Source organism: Priestia sp. FSL P4-0332, assembly GCF_038005845.1.
Taxonomy (GTDB): Bacteria; Bacillota; Bacilli; order Bacillales; family Bacillaceae_H; genus Priestia.
Map to the genome: position 1 here is coordinate 2,617,771 of NZ_JBBOUA010000001.1, position 20,304 is coordinate 2,638,074.

20 protein-coding genes are annotated in these 20,304 nt (G+C 39.0%); 5 read left to right on the forward strand and 15 right to left on the reverse strand.

Features of this window, described 5'->3' with window-relative positions; all coding sequences use genetic code 11:
- Positions 1–153: 153 nt before the first annotated feature.
- Together MKY06_RS13290 and MKY06_RS13295 are read left to right on the forward strand one after the other, a co-directional pair.
- Positions 154–741 carry a beta-class carbonic anhydrase gene (locus tag MKY06_RS13290; protein WP_029322103.1) on the forward strand — a complete coding sequence of 196 codons (588 nt, stop codon included), beginning with the start codon at positions 154–156 and terminating at the stop codon, positions 739–741.
- A 16-nt stretch (positions 742–757) separates the two neighbouring features.
- Positions 758–2,377: a SulP family inorganic anion transporter gene (locus MKY06_RS13295; protein WP_029322105.1), complete on the forward strand. Its 1,620-nt coding sequence runs from the start codon at positions 758–760 to the stop codon at positions 2,375–2,377.
- Between the two features lie 42 nt (positions 2,378–2,419).
- Here the strand turns inward: MKY06_RS13295 and MKY06_RS13300 are convergent, their stop codons facing one another.
- Both MKY06_RS13300 and MKY06_RS13305 read right to left on the reverse strand, forming a co-directional pair.
- Positions 2,420–3,103: a response regulator transcription factor gene (locus MKY06_RS13300; protein WP_035438997.1), complete on the reverse strand. Its 684-nt coding sequence runs from the start codon at positions 3,101–3,103 to the stop codon at positions 2,420–2,422.
- A complete protein-coding gene (locus MKY06_RS13305; RefSeq protein WP_098277926.1) occupies positions 3,081–4,571 on the reverse strand; it encodes a sensor histidine kinase in 1,491 nt (496 codons plus the stop codon). Before MKY06_RS13305 ends, MKY06_RS13300 begins: the two co-directional genes overlap by 23 nt.
- Positions 4,572–4,841: 270 nt before the next feature.
- On the opposite strand from MKY06_RS13305, the gene MKY06_RS13310 reads away from it, so the two are divergent.
- Positions 4,842–5,339 carry a GNAT family N-acetyltransferase gene (locus MKY06_RS13310; RefSeq protein WP_029322110.1) on the forward strand — a complete coding sequence of 166 codons (498 nt, stop codon included), beginning with the start codon at positions 4,842–4,844 and terminating at the stop codon, positions 5,337–5,339.
- Positions 5,340–5,365: 26 nt separating this feature from the next.
- Here MKY06_RS13310 and MKY06_RS13315 read toward each other — a convergent pair whose 3' ends face one another.
- The 3 genes from MKY06_RS13315 to MKY06_RS13325 all read right to left on the reverse strand — a co-directional run bounded on the left by MKY06_RS13315 (position 5,366) and on the right by MKY06_RS13325 (position 8,263).
- Positions 5,366–5,800: a lincomycin resistance protein LmrB gene (locus MKY06_RS13315; protein WP_223268900.1), complete on the reverse strand. Its 435-nt coding sequence runs from the start codon at positions 5,798–5,800 to the stop codon at positions 5,366–5,368.
- A 175-nt stretch (positions 5,801–5,975) separates the two neighbouring features.
- Positions 5,976–6,515 carry an SMI1/KNR4 family protein gene (locus MKY06_RS13320; protein ID WP_098277927.1) on the reverse strand — a complete coding sequence of 180 codons (540 nt, stop codon included), beginning with the start codon at positions 6,513–6,515 and terminating at the stop codon, positions 5,976–5,978.
- A gap of 155 nt (positions 6,516–6,670) precedes the next feature.
- Positions 6,671–8,263: an APC family permease gene (locus tag MKY06_RS13325; RefSeq protein WP_098277928.1), complete on the reverse strand. Its 1,593-nt coding sequence runs from the start codon at positions 8,261–8,263 to the stop codon at positions 6,671–6,673.
- A 249-nt stretch (positions 8,264–8,512) separates the two neighbouring features.
- Between MKY06_RS13325 and MKY06_RS13330 the strand changes: the two genes are divergently transcribed.
- Positions 8,513–10,081 (forward strand): RQC-minor-2 family DNA-binding protein, encoded by a 1,569-nt coding sequence (locus tag MKY06_RS13330; protein WP_098277929.1) that lies wholly within the window; start codon positions 8,513–8,515, stop codon positions 10,079–10,081.
- 160 nt (positions 10,082–10,241) lie between these two features.
- Positions 10,242–11,411, forward strand: a complete 1,170-nt coding sequence (gene spoIIP, locus MKY06_RS13335; protein WP_029322119.1) for a stage II sporulation protein P — start codon at positions 10,242–10,244, stop codon at positions 11,409–11,411.
- A gap of 26 nt (positions 11,412–11,437) precedes the next feature.
- Here the strand turns inward: spoIIP and cobO are convergent, their stop codons facing one another.
- From cobO to MKY06_RS13385, 10 genes are read right to left on the reverse strand one after another with little or no spacing between them, the layout of a single operon-like run.
- Positions 11,438–11,977: a cob(I)yrinic acid a,c-diamide adenosyltransferase gene (gene cobO, locus MKY06_RS13340; RefSeq protein ID WP_013057304.1), complete on the reverse strand. Its 540-nt coding sequence runs from the start codon at positions 11,975–11,977 to the stop codon at positions 11,438–11,440.
- 31 nt (positions 11,978–12,008) lie between these two features.
- On the reverse strand, positions 12,009–12,578 hold the full coding sequence (locus MKY06_RS13345; protein ID WP_098277930.1) for a nitroreductase family protein: 570 nt from the start codon (positions 12,576–12,578) through the stop codon (positions 12,009–12,011).
- Positions 12,579–12,598: 20 nt separating this feature from the next.
- Complete coding sequence (gene cobA / locus MKY06_RS13350; protein WP_013057306.1) at positions 12,599–13,369, reverse strand: uroporphyrinogen-III C-methyltransferase; 771 nt, start codon at positions 13,367–13,369, stop codon at positions 12,599–12,601.
- Entirely contained in the window at positions 13,366–14,748 is a 1,383-nt protein-coding gene (locus MKY06_RS13355) for a cobyrinate a,c-diamide synthase (protein ID WP_013057307.1), read from the reverse strand. The genes cobA and MKY06_RS13355 overlap by 4 nt, the downstream gene beginning before the upstream one ends.
- Before the next feature lie 13 nt (positions 14,749–14,761).
- A complete protein-coding gene (locus tag MKY06_RS13360) occupies positions 14,762–15,886 on the reverse strand; it encodes a cobalt-precorrin 5A hydrolase (RefSeq protein ID WP_098277932.1) in 1,125 nt (374 codons plus the stop codon).
- A complete protein-coding gene (gene cobM / locus MKY06_RS13365; RefSeq protein ID WP_013057309.1) occupies positions 15,883–16,659 on the reverse strand; it encodes a precorrin-4 C(11)-methyltransferase in 777 nt (258 codons plus the stop codon). The genes MKY06_RS13360 and cobM overlap by 4 nt, the downstream gene beginning before the upstream one ends.
- Positions 16,656–17,357 (reverse strand): precorrin-2 C(20)-methyltransferase, encoded by a 702-nt coding sequence (gene cobI, locus MKY06_RS13370; RefSeq protein ID WP_029322123.1) that lies wholly within the window; start codon positions 17,355–17,357, stop codon positions 16,656–16,658. The genes cobM and cobI overlap by 4 nt, the downstream gene beginning before the upstream one ends.
- A gap of 2 nt (positions 17,358–17,359) precedes the next feature.
- Positions 17,360–18,556, reverse strand: coding sequence for a precorrin-6y C5,15-methyltransferase (decarboxylating) subunit CbiE (gene cbiE / locus MKY06_RS13375; RefSeq protein WP_098287566.1), 1,197 nt, complete (start codon positions 18,554–18,556; stop codon positions 17,360–17,362).
- A complete protein-coding gene (locus MKY06_RS13380; RefSeq protein ID WP_028413119.1) occupies positions 18,546–19,649 on the reverse strand; it encodes a cobalt-precorrin-5B (C(1))-methyltransferase in 1,104 nt (367 codons plus the stop codon). Before MKY06_RS13380 ends, cbiE begins: the two co-directional genes overlap by 11 nt.
- A 3-nt stretch (positions 19,650–19,652) precedes the next feature.
- Positions 19,653–20,300, reverse strand: a complete 648-nt coding sequence (locus tag MKY06_RS13385) for a precorrin-8X methylmutase (RefSeq protein ID WP_013083415.1) — start codon at positions 20,298–20,300, stop codon at positions 19,653–19,655.
- Between the last annotated feature and the right edge of the window lie 4 nt (positions 20,301–20,304).

Sequence of the window (20,304 nt, forward strand, 5' to 3'; positions counted from 1 at the left end):
TACGCTTACATAATTTCACGCATATAAATTTGATTTATTTATAAGTTTTTTCTGAATATTTTAAGAAAATTTTAATATTTTATTTAGTTCGTTTTTAACTCTTATCTTTAGACTAAAAAATAAGTTAAAAATAAATAACGCAGGAGGAAAACAATGACTTGTCTATCTGAAGTTTTAAAGTTTAATGAAAAATTTGTAACAAATAATCAATTTGAGGCTTTTCAAACATCCAAATTTCCTAACAAAAAAATAGTGATCTTAACTTGTATGGATACACGTTTGTTAGAATTACTTCCTAAAGCCATGGGGCTAAAAAATGGAGATGCAAAAATAGTAAAAAATGCCGGAGCTGTTATCTCCCATCCCTTTGGCAGCGTCATGAGAAGTATATTAGTTGCCGTCTACGCTTTGCAAGCTGATGAAGTATGTGTCATCGGTCATCATGAATGTGGAATGACGGGCATGAAAGCTGAAGCTATTTTAGCCTCTGCTGAACAAAGAGGGATTAGCATGGAACAGATTCGTAATCTAAAATATGCTGGTATTGATTTAGAATCATGGCTGACTGGGTTTGAGTGTGTAGAAGATAGTGTCGAAAACAGTGTGGATATGATTCGAAATCACCCTTTATTACCAAAAGACGTGCTTGTTTCTGGAATGGTTATTCATCCTTCAACAGGAAAGCTTGACGTTGTTGTAAACGGCTATTCCCAAGACCGAACTGAAACCGTAAGCTCATGAAGGAGGATTTTATCGAATGCTAAAAGATAACCGATTTCAAGGCTATTCAGCACGGCATTTACAAAAAGACATTATCGCCGGTTTGGTTGTTGGGGTCGTTGCTATTCCTTTAGCAATGGCCTTTGCCATCGCTTCTGGTGTAAGACCTGAATACGGGATTTATACAACCATTATCGCAGGGATTATGGTTTCAATATTAGGCGGATCGAAATTTCAAATTGCAGGTCCAACAGGTGCATTTGTTCCGGTGCTGCTTGGAGTTGTCATGCAATATGGTTATGAGAACCTCATTATTGCCGGCTTTATGGCTGGAATTATGATTACGCTTCTCGGAATATTTAAGCTAGGGAAATTTATAAAGTTTATTCCGCGCCCTGTGACGATTGGATTTACAGCAGGAATTGCGATTATTATTTTCTCAGGTCAGATCGCTAATTTTTTAGGATTAAAAGGAATTGCAAAACATGAGGAATTTCATTTAAATATGATTGAAATCCTACGAAAAATTGCAACGATTAACATTTACAGCGTCATCATAGCCGCTATTTGTTTAGCTATCGTGATTACAACGCCAAAGTTTTTACCTAAAATTCCCGGTGCCCTTCTAGGTCTTCTTGTCTCCACACTTGTAGCCATTACACTGTTCCCAGGAAAAGTTGCAACGATTGGCTCTACTTACGGTGCCATTCCGAGTAAACTACCATCTTTTAGCTTCCCAGATTTAACATGGGATAACATCGTGATGCTATTTCCAGCTGCCTGCGTAATTGCGATGCTTGGAGGTATTGAATCTTTACTATCGGCTGTTGTTGCTGATAATATGGCCAAAACCAAGCATAATAGCAATAAAGAGCTTGTGGGCCAAGGAATTGCTAATATCGCTACCTCGCTATTTGGAGGAATTCCAGCAACTGGTGCCATTGCCAGAACAGCTACCAATATCAAAAACGGCGCAGCTTCTCCATTATCAGGAGTCATACACGGCTTAGTTGTTTTATTGGTCCTTGTGATGCTTGCTCCTTATGCATCAAACATTCCGCTGGCAAGTATGGCACCTATTTTAATGTTTGTGGCTTGGAATATGAGTGAGCGTAAAGAATTTGCGCATATTTTAAAAACCAAGTCGGCTGATTCATTTGTACTTGTAGCTACGTTTTTATTAACAGTTTCAATCGATTTAACAACAGGCGTAGGCGTGGGTCTACTTTTAGCTATTGTCATGTTCGTGAAACGAATGAGCGGATCACTGAAGATTTCCAAGGTTTTAGCGGAAACATCTGAAAACGCTCACAAATCTGAATTGATGGAATATACCATGCAAGGATCTCTTTTCTTTGGATCGGCTGAAGTATTAGAAGATTCCTTTGATAACATCGCTGAAGCGAAACCAAAAGTTTTATTGCTTCGAATGAGCCAAGTATCCTTTATTGATACATCTGGAGAAGCTTTACTATCGAAGGTGGTCGAACGTTTGAAAGATTCGCATAGCCAAGTCGTTATTTCCGGCTTACAGCACCAGCCAAAAGAAATGTTAAAGTCAACCGGTCTATATGATAAAATCGGTGAAAAAAATATATTTTCTTCCGAACCTCCCGTGAGTAAGATTAAAGCTCGTCATAGAATCGTTACTACGTAATAAAAAAGAGATCGGAACGATTAATCGTTCCGATCTCTTTTTTTAAATATTAAACCGGTACCCTGCTCCCCAAACCGTTTCTAGGTACTGAGGATCTGCTGGGTTTTCTTCTAACTTTTCTCTTAGTTTTCGAATGTGAACTGTTACGGTTGAAATGTCTCCTGAAGAATCAAATCCCCAAATTTTTTCAAATAGATGTTCTTTACTTAATACTTGATTTGGATGAGAAACGATAAACTTCAGCAAATCGAATTCCTTCGCTGTAAAAAACACTTCTTTATCATTGACAAATACTCTTCTAGCGAGCCTGTCAATCGCTAAGCCATGAATACGAATCATACGCTTTTCCTGCTTATCAGAGAGTCTTTCATATCTCGCTAAATGCGCTTTGACTCTTGCGACCAGCTCCCCAGGGCTGAATGGCTTGGTAATATAGTCATCTGCACCTAGCCCGAGCCCTCTAATTTTATCGATTTCTTCTTTTTTAGCTGAAACTAAAATGATTGGAATATCTTTTGCAGCTCGAATTTGCTTACACACTTCAAATCCGCTCACTTTAGGGAGCATAATATCCAAAATAACCAGATCAAAATGTTCATTTAACGCTTTTTCTAATCCCTTATCACCGCTATATTGAACGTCTATTTCAAAATCGTTAATTTCTAAATAATCTCTTTGCAATTCAGCAATACTTACTTCATCTTCAATTAACAATATCTTCTTCATGTGTATCACCATTTTCATTCATTTTTTGCAAAGAAAAGAAAATACTTGTTCCTTCGCCAAGCTTACTTAATGCCCAGATGTCTCCCCCGTGGCGTTCAACAATTTGTTTTGCAATGGCCAGTCCAAGTCCACTTCCTCCAGTATTGCTATTGCGGGACTGTTCTGCTCGATAAAACCGGTCAAAAATATGCGCTAATGCTTCCGATGAAATCCCTGCGCCATTGTCTTTCACTTCAATAATGAGTTCACTTTCGGTAGCAGAAAGAACGATATCGATTCTTCTTCTTTCTTTATCCATAAATTTAATGCTGTTGGTTGTTAAATTTATTAAAACTCTTCGCAGCTGCTCAGCATCTGCCTTTGCATACAGCGTCGTTAGAGAATCATTAGAAAATAAAACATCAATATCATGTTCGCTCATTTCAAACTGAAGCTCTTGCACATAACTTTCCATAAATGCAGAAATATTAAGTTTTTTAAACACAAATGGAATTTCGTGCAAATCCAATTTAGAAAATAAAAACAGCTCATCGATTAACGCATTCATGTCTTTTGCTTTCGTTGAAATCGTTAACAAATATTTAGAAAGCTTATCTGGCGTATTAGCTACTCCATCTTGAATTCCTTCTACATATCCTACAATGGAAGTAATAGGAGTTCGTAAATCGTGTGAAATACTTGAAAGCAGCTGCTTTCGATTATCTTCATATTGAATTTGCAGTTCAACAGAAGATTTTAGTTTTTGCCTCATTTCTTCAAAAGCTTGCGTTAATTCGCCTATTTCATCCTTTGAATTAGCAGAGATCTCAAAGTGAAGATCACCTTGTTTTATTTTTTCAGCCGCTTCTTTTAATTCACGAATGGGTTTAATAATGCTTCTTGAAACAAGATAGTTTAAAAATCCAATAATCACAATTACTAAAATTAATAGTAGAAAGATTAAAAAAGGGAAAATTCGATTAATAATGCCTACATAAGGGCTGATTTTTCGCAAAACGTAAATGCTTCCTTTTTCTTGATTTAAGAAAGGAAAATCAAGGTTGATATATGTAAAGTACTGCTTGCCTATGCGCAGCATGTCCTGCTGATACGAATGATTTCCTTTACTTTTTTGATGCTTTGGCAAGTATTTACGGAGGTTTTCTCCTTTAATGGATTCTGAAGCATATACAACCTCTGTATTTTTTTGAATCACAATATCAATATTTTCAAATTCATATTTTTTAACCGTCTCCGGCCGCAGCAGCTGCTCCGGTTTTTCTTCACTCAATAACTTTAAATCTAAGAATGCATTTTCTTCTTCTGGCGTTAACAATTTATACTCATAGGAGTGACTGTACAGTTTTCTTACAAAATCGGCGTCTCCAGTAATGGAGAAGAAAATGAGAAAGCCCGATAAAAAAAGCAAAATAATAAAGACAAACACAATACTGATATACGTTAAAATAAAACGCAGCTGAATTGACATTACTTACCCTATGCCCCTTTGGCTTTAACAAAACTATTTGATAGACTAGTAAAGGTGAATAACAAATAGATCGTTAGACATTATACATATAGCAAAAATTAAAACAACAAAACAAATGTATATTCTCACTTTACCGTGATAGAGTGAGAATGAACACCACCTTTTTTACCATTTTATGAATTACTGGAAAATTATGATCTATTTTTCATAATATTCTTAGGCTGAAAGGTATACTATATGCCTTAATATTTTTAAAAAGGAGATTTTTTAATGAAAATTATTAAAGCTACTTCCTCTCACATCCCTTCTGTTGCCCGTCTGTACGTTGACAGCTGGCGCATTACATACAAAGGATTAGTACCTGATGCTTATTTAAAAAGCTTATCTTATAAACAAAGTACAGAAAAATGGTCCCTTTTTCTTACCGAGCCTTCTCATTTTATCTTGCTCGCTATCGATGAACGAGGAAAGATTGTCGGCTTTTCAGCAGGTAAGCCTCATTTGTCCTGTGCTGAAATATACGCGCTATACGTTTGCAAGGAAGTGCAAAACCAAGGAATTGGTCACCTTCTATTTTCTCATTCAGTAAAAGAATTTGCTGATCAGCAATATACGTCTATGATTATTTGGGCTATGAAGAAAAATAAGAAAGCCGTTCAGTTTTATAAAAAATCAGGCGGCAAAAAAATCTTGAATCGCACAAGTCAGTTTGGAGAAACTAAAGTTGAAGACGAAGCATACGGTTGGGAACGTCTTCCTTCTATATAAATAAACGAGCACACTAGTGTGCTCGTTTATGTGATAGGAACTCCTGTCGAAGAATTTTCTGGAGCTTGAGTTCGTTTTAGAAAAAAAGATAAGACGTGGGCAATCACTCCAACGATAGTAGCAATAAAAAATGCTTGCTGCAATCCGGAAATCAGTCCATTCACTTTTGCTAAAGCTGTATTTGGTTCATTTACCCCTTTTACGTAACTCTCTTTTCCAGAAGACATAATACTGACAAATAGCGCAGTTCCAATTGCTCCGGACACTTGGTGTAATGTATTCATTATTGCTGTGCCATGAGGATACAGCTGCTTAGGGAGCTGATTTAACCCGGTAGTCTGTGCAGGCATCGTCACCATAGAAGTACCAATCAACATCATCACGTGTAGCGCAACAACATAAGCTACACTCGTAGAAGCAGCGAGTTGACTAAAAAGTACAAGAGATAGGATAACGAGCACAAGACCTGGAGTGACTAATGCTTTAGGACCAAACTTATCAACAACTCAGACATTAGACAATTTCTATACAATCATACTCATAACCTTTTAGAATCGCTGCGCTGTTCTAGCTTATAATGACTATACAAAAAGCAGAACGATTATACGCTCTGCTTTTAAGTTCGAGAAGATAATATTATTGAGCCGTCGTCTTTTTGTCCGTTGAATGAACTTTATTACAAAGCTCATTCCAGTGCCAAAAACAATTCCCTTGACTCACTATAAAACAATCCAGCCATTTCTGAAAATTCATATGTAATACATGTGCATCTTGAAACGATGCGTTCCGCTTTTTTACTATTATATATGCAGGGTGCGCTGATTTTTTGGAGTCAATGATAATCTCTTCTTCTCCAACAGACCCAATTGTCATATAGAGACTCTGACTTTTATAAGCTGTTTCTCTTACATCTTCTAAGCTATAAAGATTCCCTGCTATTTTTTTGTCAGCATCAATGAACAAATTACACCCATTTGTTAGCTGCAAAAACTGCTTGTAGTCTTCAGGAAGTGATACATGCATTTCTTCTTCAAAAACATTCAGTTGATTCTTGCTTACTCCATCAAAAAAAGTACAAGTGGTTCTGTATACTTCTCCTTCATTTTTACACACTTCTATAACATTATTGTTTTCCCACAGCCGCTTTCGAAGTGAATTTATTATTTTTTCAATCATACTCTTCCTCCAAGCGTTGGATTTAAAACGGTTACATTACATTAATTAAACAATAATGTGCTAATTCCTTCTTTCCTACTAAATTATACGACAAACTTTAGAAATTCATGTTCAAATAACATAGAAAAAAGCAGCGAATATCGCTGCTTTACAGGTTATACAGGTGCTTTTTCTTCCTGTTCAGGATGGTGATCGTAATCAATAAGCGCTTTTGGAAGGCCCGTATATTTAGCCCAATAATAAATCCCAAGAGATACGACCGCTATGATAATTAAGTCTACAGGCGTATCGATCAAACCCTTTCCTCCGCCGAACGAACCAATATAAGAAATAAAGAGCATGATGATATAATAAGAAACTAACCACCAAGTTGATTTAATCTGCTGACGAAGACTTACTTCGTTTTTAGGCACATATTTAGCAAAAATCAAATATATAACAAACATAACCAATTGAGAAGTTAACAGCCATGAAATAGTCTTCCATCCTGACCAGTAGACAATAAAGGAAGCAAAAATAAAGGATAATGGACCAATTATACTCATTCCTCTTAATTTAAAAGGCTTTTCCAAATCTTTTGCGTTCACCATAAAGGCCGCTGATGAAATTGGTGCAATTGCGTAAGAAAGAATAAGCGCAACAGAGCATACGTTTACGAGTGCATTCCATGAAGGAAATGGCAGTGTCCAAAAAATCGAAAGTCCTAATGAAAGCCATAGAGATGATCGAGGAATCCCTGTTTTTTTATCCACATGAGCAAACGTTTTAAATAGCGTACCGTTACGAGACCAAGCATAGATAAGTCTAGATGTTGTATTCATAAAAATATTACCGTTACCACCTGGTGATAAAATGGCGTCTAAAATAACAAGTGTTGCTAGCCACCCAAGACCAAGAACAACAGCGATGTCTTTAAATGGCAGTGAGAATTTATCTTGAATGCCGGACCAACCGCCTTTAATCATGTCAGATGGAATAGCTCCGATAAATAATACTTGTAGAGCAGTATAAATGAGAGCTGCTAGAATGATACAAATCACAAGAGCAATTGGAATATTACGCTGAGGATTTTTCACCTCTCCAGCTACCGATACAATTGGATGAAGGCCTAAGTAGGCAAACATAACCCCGCCTGTGGCAATGGCGGCCTGGATACCATCAAACCCCCCGGGAGCAAACTCTCCCATCGTAAAGTTTCCTGACTTAAAATAAAATGCCAGCGTTACGATTACTGTAAGCGGCACAAAATATTTAAAAATAGAAATAATAATATTCGATTTCGCAAATGCTTTTACACTCCAGTAATTGAGTAAAAAGAATAAGCAAAGCAACACAAATTGTAGAATCCATCCAGATATCGTCGGTGAATCAGATCCAGATTTTGTTAAACCTGGAAACCAGTAGGCCACATACTGTCTCACAGCTGTTACTTCGATAGCGATTAGGCTAGTGTACGCTACAATAGTAATAAATGAAATCATATAGCCTACAAGATGACCGTGTGAATAAACAGGATATCGAATAATTCCTCCTGTACGAGGCAAGGCAGCCCCTAGCTCAGCGTATACAAGGCCTATTAATAAAATAATAACTCCACCAATAACCCAAGAAAAACTTCCTGCAGGACCGGCTTGCGTAGCGACATTGCTAACGGCAAACAGCCAAGCGGAGCCAAAAATAGCCCCTAATCCAATCAATGTTAAATCTAATAGGGATATCGTCTTTTTAAACGGACCTTTATTCTCCATAAGCTTCCTCCTTTGGATGAATCATCACTTTTGTTGTTTTTTTTGACAACATTCATATATATTCGATAATATGTGTCAAAATTTTTATTACTATACCCATTCAAAATTACTTTGAATCCCTTTTCTTGATTTCTACAGATTAATTAACAGAAAATTTTAAAAAATAACTCTTATATTCAAGACACACTAAAACTTTTTCTTCTCTTCTTTAATAGGTAGAATACTCAATAAATGAAAGGAGTTAGACAAATGACTTTACCAGAAAATTTGCCTGTTGATTTTACAGCTTACAACCACTTAACATTCCTTCCGCTCGGACGCAAAAATAAATCGATTCGGTCCGTAGGAAGTAAACATACTAAAGGGCTACTTGGACGTTTAAATGACTACTTTGAGCGAGCAATGAATGAGTTATCTCAAGAAGATATAGTCCTTTTTCAAACGTTCTTATATGGAAGTCATAGGGGCGGTTTTCCCGTCGCAATTGATAAAAATGAAGACGTTTATCCTCACTTTTGGAAACCAACTTCATTTCTATGGAAAGAATATAATAAGAATCGCGGCATTCCTATTCATCATGATGAGTTTTATTCTCAAGATTTTACGGTTTTAACTAAAAATGAGTTGGAAAACTACCTCGGAAGTATTATGAAAGATTACATGTTTTGCGCTAGGATACATGATTCTTCCAAAGAAGAATGGATTCAACATATTAATAAGTGTTTCTTCAAACATCCGCTCATTTCCCTTTATCATCGAAATGCAGATGTGATTGAAGCAATTGAACAATCAAAAAAATCACCTTTGCTTTTTATTATGAAAAACCCTGAGCAAATTGCTTTTTGGCGCAATCGGATTGAAATCATTATGAGACCTTTTCGATCTCTTCCTTACACCGCCTTTGAGAGAGGATTTTCAGATACGGAAGATACGGTATTAACTGTTCACGGAGAAAAAGAGATCATTCGCTTAACTTCAGAAAACAGAGGTCTCGCCGTAACATATGATGTTGCAAATGATGCTATTTCACTCGATGATGAGTATAATGTAGTGCTAGCAGCGAAACGCTTAGCTACAACTCAGCGGCAGTTCGAAGAGATTATAGATGAAAATGAAGAAGTGATTCAAAAACTACTGGTCTTTTTTAAATGGAAAAGTCTTTTAAAGCATCATGAAGTGCACATCAAAGAAATCCAAGACAAATTGTGCAGCCTAACCACTTATCAACTTAATCAAAGACAAGTTTTACAGGAAAACGATCCCTTTCTTTCCTTCATTCAAAAGGTATTACAAGTAAAAACACCGAATGCAAAGCTCGAAGTTGGTTCCATTCAATGGTTTTCACAATGGAATTTTCCAGATGTCACCCTGCTGCAGGAAACAAACAAATTTACATGTTGTATGGATCCAAACGAAATAGAAAAGAAACTGACAGAAATAAGCGCTAAGATAGAAAATGAACTTCATAAGGAGCGTCAGGATCTGCTTTCGACTCCGCTAAAAATCGGTCAAATAACTTTTGATTCAAACCAAATGCTACAGTTACTAACACTTATAGATACCTTAAAGAACACGGAAACTCAGCAGAGTTACGTACAAATTTTAGAAGGTGTTTCTACTAACAGCATTCGTCAAAAAGAGCTCGATAAAATACCCGCATTTGGATTGTTAAGTTCCGTAAAGCGCAAGCGCATCGTTACGTATTTACAAGAATTACAAAACTATCAGCTGCTAAAAAAAGAGAAAAAAGGATTCAGCCTCACTCCAAAAGGCGAAGCCATCCGACGTCTATTTGAAGAAGAATCACGGAGAATATGAGATTATATCTCGCGTGATTCTTCTTTTTTGATTTTGAAGACTACTTTCTCTATTAAATGCTTATCATAATTAGAAGTCTCCATTCATATAATCATTACTAGATTAGCAAAGTCCTTCATACCTATTAGCCTGATGCTGACATAGAGAGGAGATTTCGCCATTGAAATCTAGTAATCGCGCCAATTTTGTAGTGTTAACATATAAGATGGTTCTTGTTATTTTATCCATTGTTTTAATGACATCATCTATCATTGTTCTAGTGAGCTACTCAGCATTTAAAGAACAGTTCAATTCTTCTATTGTCTATCAAACGTTATCGAGGCATAAAGCAGAAAGCCTTTATTATTTGATGAGCCAGGAAAATCATCATTTTTCAACGGCTTTTGATAAAAATTACTCGCCTCCAGGTCTTTCTTCTACACTGCTAGAGTTATCAACAAGTATTCGAGCAGAAGACGCGAGAAGCTTGTTTGGTTCAGAACTTCCTGGATTCAGTATTTATGACTCCAATATTATCATCGCCGGTGAAGGCACAAATTTCACAAACTTCCCTAGAGAATCTGCACCGCCGTTAGATGAAACGCTAAAAGAAAGAAATTCTACTACAAAAGTTCAGCAACCTAAAGAAAACAATGGTACGAATGCTCCAAATAATAATACAACTGGCGGAAAAAAGGTATTTTATATTTATCATACGCACAGCTGGGAATCTTACTTGCCTCTGTTAGGACTTGAAGGTGATCCAGATGCTAATAAAGCTGTAGATAGCAAAACCAATATTAATATAGTCGCAAATATGCTAGGAAAAGATTTAGAGGCTCAGGGAATTGGAACAGAAGTAGATCAAACCAATATTGGACAGAAATTAAAAGAAAAAGGTTGGAACACCAACCAATCGTATGCCATGTCTCGTACAGTAATTGAAACGGCGATGACTGAGAATAGAGATTTAACTTACTTTATCGATTTGCACCGAGATTCGCTTCGAAAAGATAATACAACCATTAAGATTAACAATAAATCGTATGCAAAAGTTGTGTTTGTTTTAGGGAAAGCGAATCAAAATTTTGAACAAAACTTAAAGATGGCAAAAGCGCTTCATGAAGGTCTTGAAAAGAAATATCCTGGGTTAAGCCGCGGAGTTATTGGCAAAAACAAATCCAGCGGTAACGGTGTATATAACCAAGATGTTTCTAAAAATGCGATTTTAATTGAAGTGGGCGGAGTTGATAATAACTTTGACGAGTTAACCAACACAGCAAAAGCACTGTCTGATGTCATTAGCCAATTTTACTGGCAAGCTGAAAAAGTAGATGCCCCTGCTCAATAAAAAAAGCCCTCTTCACTGAGGGCTTTTTAAAATTCAATTCCTTTTACAGCAGGAATTCCTTCATCATAATAATGTTTATGAGGCTTCATTTCCGTCACAAGATCTGCTGCATCCATCACTTCTTTTTTGGCAGAACGCCCGGTAATGACCAAATGCATATGCTCAGGGCGCTTTTGAATAAGGTCAATTACTTCGTGTAGCGGTAGCACATCATCAATAGGAAATTTCTCGATAGCCAGTGCATTATTTAACTCGTCCAAAATAACTACATCATATTCGTTCGAGAAGACTTTTTCCTTCGTTAGCGCCCAAGCTTTTTGCAAAGCTTCGCGATGTTCAGGCGGTGTTTTTGTCCACGTAAAGCCCACTCCTGTTTGAATCATTTCAATTCCTATTCTGTCAAACATCAGCTTTTCGCCATATGTACGCTGAGGAGATTTAATAAATTGAATCATTAATACTTTTTGTCCGCGTCCCGTAGCGCGCAACGCAAGACCTAAAGCAGCGGTTGTTTTTCCTTTACCGTCTCCGGTATAAATTAACGTAAGACCCCGTTTGTCTTTCAATCTAAAAACCTCTTTTTCTTAGAATTTCAGTTTACAGCCATGTTGTTTTTTCTGTAAACGGTGTTCTAGCAGGCTCTTTCATTTTTGTAAGAGACTCTTCATTTGGATAGCCTAGAAATACGTTTCCTACTACGACTTTACCTGAAGGCTTGCCGATAAACTCATACAGCCTCTCGTCTCGAACAAGACCAACGCCTCTTGTTCTCCAAACGAATCCAAGACCTAGTTCTTTAGCTGCTAGCCACATGGAATGAATCGCGCATGAAACCGCATATTTGTTGTCTTCAGTGGCTTCTTCGTCTCCTTCAACTATGTCAGCTGTTACGACGATATGTACAGGCGTATTTTTTACTGCTTTTAACGAACTTTCTACTAAATGAGGCTTTGTAGGAAAGCGCTCCTTTAAATAAGCTTCAGCCAGTTCTTCATACTTCTTTTTTGCTTCTCCTTGAATCACATAAAAGCTCCAAGGCTCTCTCATTCGGTCATTTGGAGCCCACGTCGCTGCTTCAAGCAGCTGTTCGATTTTCTCTTGCTCCACTTCACGTGCTTCATGATCTCGTATCGCTCTTCGTTCTTTTAGCTGTGAGATAATCGTCATATTGTCTCCTCCTTTTAACATTAAAGCAGAATATTTTCCGCTCTTTCTTCGAACCATTTTATTTTTTCTCTAATTGTCACTACTTCACCTACAAGCACGATGGCAGGATGAGCAATTTCTGCTTTTTTTGCTATTTCTTCGATTGTGGCAAGCGTTCCCGTTACGGTGCGCTGATACTTCGTCGTTCCCCATTGGACAAGCGCTACTGGCGTATGTTTATCTCGTCCATGGTCCATCAACTGCTTGCATATATGAGGTAAATTTCCAACACCCATATAAAACGCAATTGTATCTATTCCTTGAGCAAGCGCTGACCAGTTTAAATAATCTTTTCCTTTTTCTTCTCTTCCATGACCCGTTACAATCGCAAAAGAAGTGGCATGATCTCTATGGGTAACCGGAATTCCTGCATAAGCTGGAGCTGCAATTCCTGAGGTGATACCAGGAACGACTTCGTAAGGAATTCCTTGAGTAGCAAGTACTTCAGCTTCCTCTGCTCCGCGGCCAAACACAAAAGGATCGCCTCCTTTTAAGCGCGTCACTACTTTTCCTTGAAGTGCTTTTTCAACAAGCAGTTCGTGGATACGATCTTGGATGACTCCGTGCTTGCCCGGTAATTTCCCGCAAAAAATAAGCTCCGCATCTTTTTTAGCATAGTTTAACAACTGTTCGTTGGCTAAGCGGTCATATAAAATAACATCTGCTTCTTGAATACACTCCATTCCATATACGGTTATTAGCTTCGGATCTCCTGGTCCGGCTCCTACTAAATATACTTTTCCAACTGTCACACGGCATCTCTTCTTTCTTTTTTTACCGCTTTACACTGTTCCACCCAGTTTTCTACCATCTCCGTAGAAGAGCCGAAATGAAAGTGCGTATAGCCGGCAATTAAATTATTGTTCATATAGCCTTCTTCTTTCATTCCTCGCATCCCTTTTGTATCATAGGCAGGCGAAAACTCTTTCTCTGAATGAAAGGTTGAATAATGAAATTCATGGCCTTTAGCTCGTATATCGCCTTTAAATAAAAAATTCCCCGGCTTTCCCGTCACTTCTCGGTATCCTAAAGCAGCTAATTTTGTCTGCATTCTTACTTGTCCGGGAATAAGCCCCACCATTTCATGGCATGTATCATCTGTTGTGACAATAGCATCTGTTAAGAACATAAAGCCTCCGCACTCAGCAAGCGTAGGAATTCCTTTTTGGATGGCTGCTCGAACAGAATTTTTAACGTCGATTTGCTGAGCCAGCGTTTCAGCAAATTCTTCTGGAAATCCGCCTCCTATATAAAGACCGTCAGCATCTTGCGGAACCGTTTCTCCTTTTAAAGGCGAAAATTCTACAAGCTCTGCTCCGTAAGCTTTTAACAATTCGAAATTTTCTTCATAATAAAAGTTAAAAGCCGCATCTCTCGCTACAGCAATTTTCACTTGAGGTACGGACGGCTTTGTAAAGATAGGATCATTAATTTCTATTTTAGGAGCTAAAGCCAGTTCATATACTTTTTCGATATCAATTGTATCATGAACAAGCTTTCCTAACTGTTCAAAAAACGGTGTTAACTCTCCTCGTTCAATCGACGGAATGAGCCCGAGGTGACGTTCAGGAATCGTAAGATCATCGTTTCTTTTCAAGTAGCCTACTACAGGGATATGACATTCCTGCTCAATCGCTGCCTTAACAAGTTTATAATGTCCTTCACTTCCAACCCGGTTAGCAATCACCCCGACGATGTTCGCTTCGGGTAAAAATTGCTGAAACCCTTTTACAATCGCCGCTGCACTTCTAGCCATACTAGCACAGTTGACAACTAAAAGGACAGGGCTATTGGTGATTAAGCTGATTTCTGCTGTTGTTCCTTCATTCGTTAACGGATTTTTCCCATCGAAAAATCCCATAACTCCTTCCATGATGGAAATATCAGCATCTTCACTAGTACGAGCGACAATTTCTCTAACCATATCGTGTTCAAGCATCCAGCTGTCTATATTTCGAGACGTTCGTTCTGTAACAGCCGTATGATACGTTGGATCAATATAATCGGGTCCGCATTTAAACCCTTGAACTCTGTAACCGGCTTGTCTTAATGCTGCCATCAGCCCGATTGTAAGGGTTGTTTTCCCTACGCCACTTCCGGTACCGGCAATGACGAGTCTTCTGTTTGACATGTTGTTCTCTCCTTTAGTCATATGGAATAAGTGCCACTGAAATGGTTACATTCCCTGACTTTTTCTTCACAAGTTCAAGCTTATCAGCACCGCTGTATAACATAGCAGCAGGTTCACTAACGCCATATGCACCTGTATATTTAAAGACAGTATCTGAAGGCTGTTGGATACTTATGCTGTTTAGCTCTTGGGGCAAATAATAGACAAACTCCCAGCCGTACTTAGACGCCACTTCTAACAGCCCTTCTTCATCTTTCTTTAACTCTATTGTACATAATGCTTTTACACTTTTCATTGAAAACTGAAGTTCAGCAAGCGTTTTTTCAATAACGGTTTCAATTTCAGCTGTACTTGTCCCTCGATTGCATCCCATCCCAATCGCTAATACTTTTGGCCGGTAAAGAACACCGTTTTCTAAGATTGCTTCTTCCTCTTTTTTTAAATTGCGATGCGTTACGACCAAAGCAGCATGTGGCGATGCTTCAAGAGCTGTCTGAATCGATGAATATGTTTTAATGTTAACTGGAACAGGGTGCTCATAATGCCACCAGTTCTTTTCACCTGATTCTTGAACCACTGCTATTTCTTCTTCATTCACCACAGAAGCGCTGACAGGCGTTAGTTTTTCTGCTGATTCCCACACCCATCCAAAGCGCTTACCAAATAAATCAACCGGAATTGTTTTTTGCACATCGGATGCTGTTGTAATAACAGGATGAGCTTCAAGAGCTGCCGCAACTTCACGCGTAAGCTCATTTGCTCCTCCGATATGACCTGAAAGCACGCTGATGACATTTTCGCCTTTATCATCAATGACAACAACCGCAGGATCCGTTTTCTTATCTTTTAAAATAGGTGCAATCATACGTACAACTGCTCCCAGTGAGATAATAATAATAAGTCCTTTATATGATTCAAAAAGAGAAGGCAAAAGCATCCGAACGCTTCCTGAAAACAGCTGAATGTTCTGCTCTTGTTCGTCTCCTTTTTCAAACTTGCTCATGTAATACACATCAGACTGCTGAAAAGTGCGGCCTAGATTTCTTGCAATTTCTACGCCGTGCTTCGTGATGGCCACGACAGCATAATCCCCGCGCTGTGTAATGAGGGCTTTTCTTCCTTCTTGGAGTTGAATCATTCCGACTTCACTCCTCTTCGAAAGCCATGGGTAAATGTTTTATCATAAAGTTTTGAACGATAATCTTTGTCATGAATGTGTGGATCAAGTGCCCAGCCTGCCAAAATCATCGCCTGCTTGCGAATGCCGTTTGTTCGCATAGCGTCATCGAGGTCTTTTACCGTTGTGCGAACAATTTTTTCATCTGGCCACGTTGCTTTATAGACTACTACAATCGGCGTATCCTCACTCCAACCGGCGTTTATAAATTCTTTCATTACTTTTTTTGTGAGCGTCGCGCTTAAAAATAACGCAATCGTACATTTATGTTTTGCTAAATCGGTTAATTTTTCAAACTCAGGCACAGGCGTTCTTCCTTCAGCACGAGTTAAAATAACCGTTTGAGTCAAATCTGGAATGGTTAATTCTGCCTCAGCCGCTGCTGCAGCAGCGAATACGGAGCTGACGCCCGGAACGATTTCAATATCAACGCCTTCTCTTTTTAAAAGTACCATTTGTTCCATAATGGCTCCGTACATAGCAGGATCTCCGGTATGAACTCTTACAACCATTTTTCCTTCACGCATGCGATCAAGCATCGTACCGACCATTTCTTCTAAATGCATACCCGCTGTTTTTAACACTTCAGCTCCTGGTTTAGACTTAGCAACTAGCTCTTGACTTACCAGTGAGTCAGCGTACAAGACAACATCTGCTTGCTGAAGTAATTTTAAGCCTTTTACGGTAATTAAATCTGGATCTCCGGGTCCAGCTCCGATTATGTATAACTTCATTTTCTCACCACCATTAGCGTTAAGTATTGTAAATCGGCTCCTTCTAGTTCTGAAGCTTTCCAGATAATTTCTTCATCTGACGTTACTTTTGTCACCACTGACGCTTTTTCAAGCAGATCAAGCTCTTTTAAAAGACCAACCATAAAATCGATGACTTTGGCCACTTTAATAAAAATGACGCAGTCGTTTTCCATTAATACTTTTTTCATTGTTTCATAATCTTCACGAGCAGGAACAATTGCTACGTGTTCATCACCGTCTGCTAACGGAATACCTAAACGAGATGCAGCTCCATTAATGGATGAAATACCAGGAATTACTTGAATCGGAGCTTCAGGGTGACGTTCTTGCATCAGGCGCATCATGTGAATAAACGTACTGTAAAGCATAGGGTCGCCCTCTGTGACAAATGCTACATCTTTTCCTTCCTCGAGCTTTTCCCATACTCGTTCTACCGTTTCGGTCCATTTTCTTTCCAAAATAGCAGGATCTTTTGTCATTGGAAACACAAGGCCAAGCATATCTTTTTCATTTGCACTGAAATAGACATCAATAATTTTTTGGGCATAGCTTTTGCTTCCTTTTTGCTTTTTAGGATACGCAATAACAGGTGATTCTTTTAATTTACGAAATGCTTTTACTGTAATAAGTTCTGGATCTCCCGGTCCAACTCCAAGTCCGTACAATGTTCCAATCATATTCATTCTCCTCTTCTGGCTGTAATAATATAAATGGGGTTTAAAGCGTCAAATCGCGTTAAATGTAAAATGGGCTTGCTTCTCGAAATTTGTGCAAGGGTAACAGCAGTCTCAAAGCCTCGTTCTTTAAAAGCTTTCATCGCTTCTGCTAAATTTTCAATCGTTACGGCATTTAATACGATGCGCCCTCCTGAATTTAATCGACTGCAGCAAACATCTAAAATTGTTTCCATGCCTCCTGCTGTACCTCCAATAAACACCGCATCAGGATCAGCAAACTCATTGAGTCCTTCCGGTGCTTTTCCGTGCACAGTGTGGGCATCTACTCGAAATTTCGCTAGATTTTCCCTGCAGTTTTCTAAGTCTGCTTCATTTTTTTCCACGGCAAAAATTTGTCCTTCACGCGCAATTTTAGCCGCTTCAATTGCGACTGAACCCGTACATGTTCCGATATCCCATACGACGCTGTCTCTCTTTAGCTGCAGGGCGCTAATACTAAGTGTACGAACTTCTTTTTTGGTAATAAGTCCTTTGTCCGGCTTGCGTTGAATAAATTCATCGTCCTCTATTCCAAGAGGCCAGACTGGGCTCTTTTCTACCTGCTTTAATATCACGACATTAAGCGGAGAAAAGAGTTGATTCGCCGCCTCTTCCAGCGAAAGCAGCTGACAGCGCTCCGTTTCTCCACCTAGGTTCTCTGCCACAAACATCTTGTATTCTGTCATGCCGAATGATAATAAGTAGTTTGCCAGAGCACTAGGAGAATTTTGCTCATCGGTTAAAATCGCCACTTTTTTATAGCCGTCAATTCGCTGAGCCAGTCCCTTCATGCTTCTGCCGTGCACGCTTGTAAAATAAGCGTCTTGCCATCGCTCTTTTAGACGTGAGAATGCAAGCTGAATAGAACTTAAATAAGGATATATTTCAACGTCTAGCTTCGTAGAAAGATAGCTCCCAATTCCGTAAAATAACGGGTCGCCTGAGGCTAACACAACCGCATTTCCTTCTTCGTTTTTTAAACGTTCAACAAGAGGAGAAAGCCCCCCTTCAATCGCTACTTTTTCTCCTTCGAAATCTTGAAAAAAATCCAGTTGACGCTTTCCTCCAATTAGCACATCACTTTCATACACCCACTGTTCATACATAGGAAGCAAACTTAACTTCCCATCGTCACCAATTCCAATAATTTTAATTGCCATGTTGCACCGCCTGTCCTAAAAAATCTCCTTTTAATGTGTAAAGAGACGTATCGACATCGATTCCGTCCCCTACTTCCTTTAATGCTGATAAACAGCAGTACTCGCACAGTTTTTCAAAAAACTGATGATGACCGCTTTGCGTCATTAAATCTCCCACTTGAGAAGCTGTGTTTGCACCTTTTATTTCTTCTACCAGTTCAGCAGAAGCGCCTGACTCAGAAGCCGCTTTTGCTAAAAAATTAAAATCAATGGGTGCACTTTTTGAATGAACCATCATAACGCCTTGCGCGACTTTTGAAAACTTTCCCATCATGCCTACGAGCGACACTTTTTTCATTCCTTGCTTTTTACATTGTTTTAAAGTAAATCCAACAAAATCTCCCATTTCGATAAATGCTTCTTCCGGAAGTTCAGGGAACTGTTTCATTCCATACTTTTCGCTTCGGCCCCCTGTCGTAATGACAACGTGCTCACAATTACTCGCTTTAGCAACGCTGATGGCCTGCACGATACTTGCTTTATAAGCAGCTGTTGAGAACGGAACGACAATCCCCCGCGTCCCCAGTATCGAAATGCCTCCTAAAATACCTAGACGCGCATTTAATGTCTTTTTCGCCATTTCTTCTCCTTCAGGAACCGAGATGACAATCTTAACGCCTTTTTGTATATTGTATTCAGCTAGAAGCTGCTCAGCCGTTTCTTTCAGCATCTTTCTTGGAACAGGGTTAATGGCTGCCTCACCGACAGGAACTGGGAGGCCGGGCTTTGTCACACGCCCTACTCCCACTCCTCCATCAATGATAATGTCTGCACCATTACACCACGAAACTTCAGAAATAATCAGCGCTCCGTGCGTGGCATCGGGATCGTCTCCAGCATCTTTAATGATGCTAGCTACAGCGCTGCTTGTGCGGTACTCGCATTCTTCAAGATGAAATGTAGCAAAGCGGCCGACAGGTAAGTAAATCGTTGACTCATCTTGCACTTCTCCTGAAATTAGCGTAAGCAGAGCTGCTCTCGTAGCTGCCGTTGCACAAGCGCCCGTCGTATAGCCTTCTCTGAGTTTCTTAGGTTCTTTTGGTACTTCCTTCATGCGTTACACCTGATCTGCAAGAATTGAAATTGCATTTAATGCAGCAACCGTTACCGTACTGCCGCCTTTTCGCCCGATGTTTGTAATAAACGGCACGTCAAGTTTTGCAAGTTCTTCTTTAGATTCAGCTGCTGAAACAAATCCTACCGGCAGACCAATAACAAGCCCAGGCTTCGCTTCTCCTTCTTTAATCAAACGAATTAATTCAAGTAAAGCTGTGGGTGCGTTCCCAATTGCAAAAATTCCTCCGTCTGCTTCTTTGATGGCTTTTCGCATAGAAATAATTGCACGCGTTGTATTTAAGCGCTTTGCTTCTTCCATTACGTCCGGATCTGAAATATAAACTTTGATTTCACCGCCGTGTTTTTCAATTCGCTGCTTGTTTGTTCCTACTTGCACCATTTGTACATCTGCAACCACTTGCTTGCCGCTGCGAATGGCTTTAATTCCTGCTTGAATCGCATCCGGATGAAACAGCATGCTGCGTCCAAGCTCAAAGTCTGCAGACGCATGAATTACGCGCTGAACAATTGGGTACTGTTCGTCTGTAAACGGATGAGGCCCAAGCTCTTCTGTAATCATTTCAAAACTTTTTCCTTCAATTTGCTGAGGCTGAACAGTTAACGGTTTAAATTCTGTACGAAAATCCATCTCA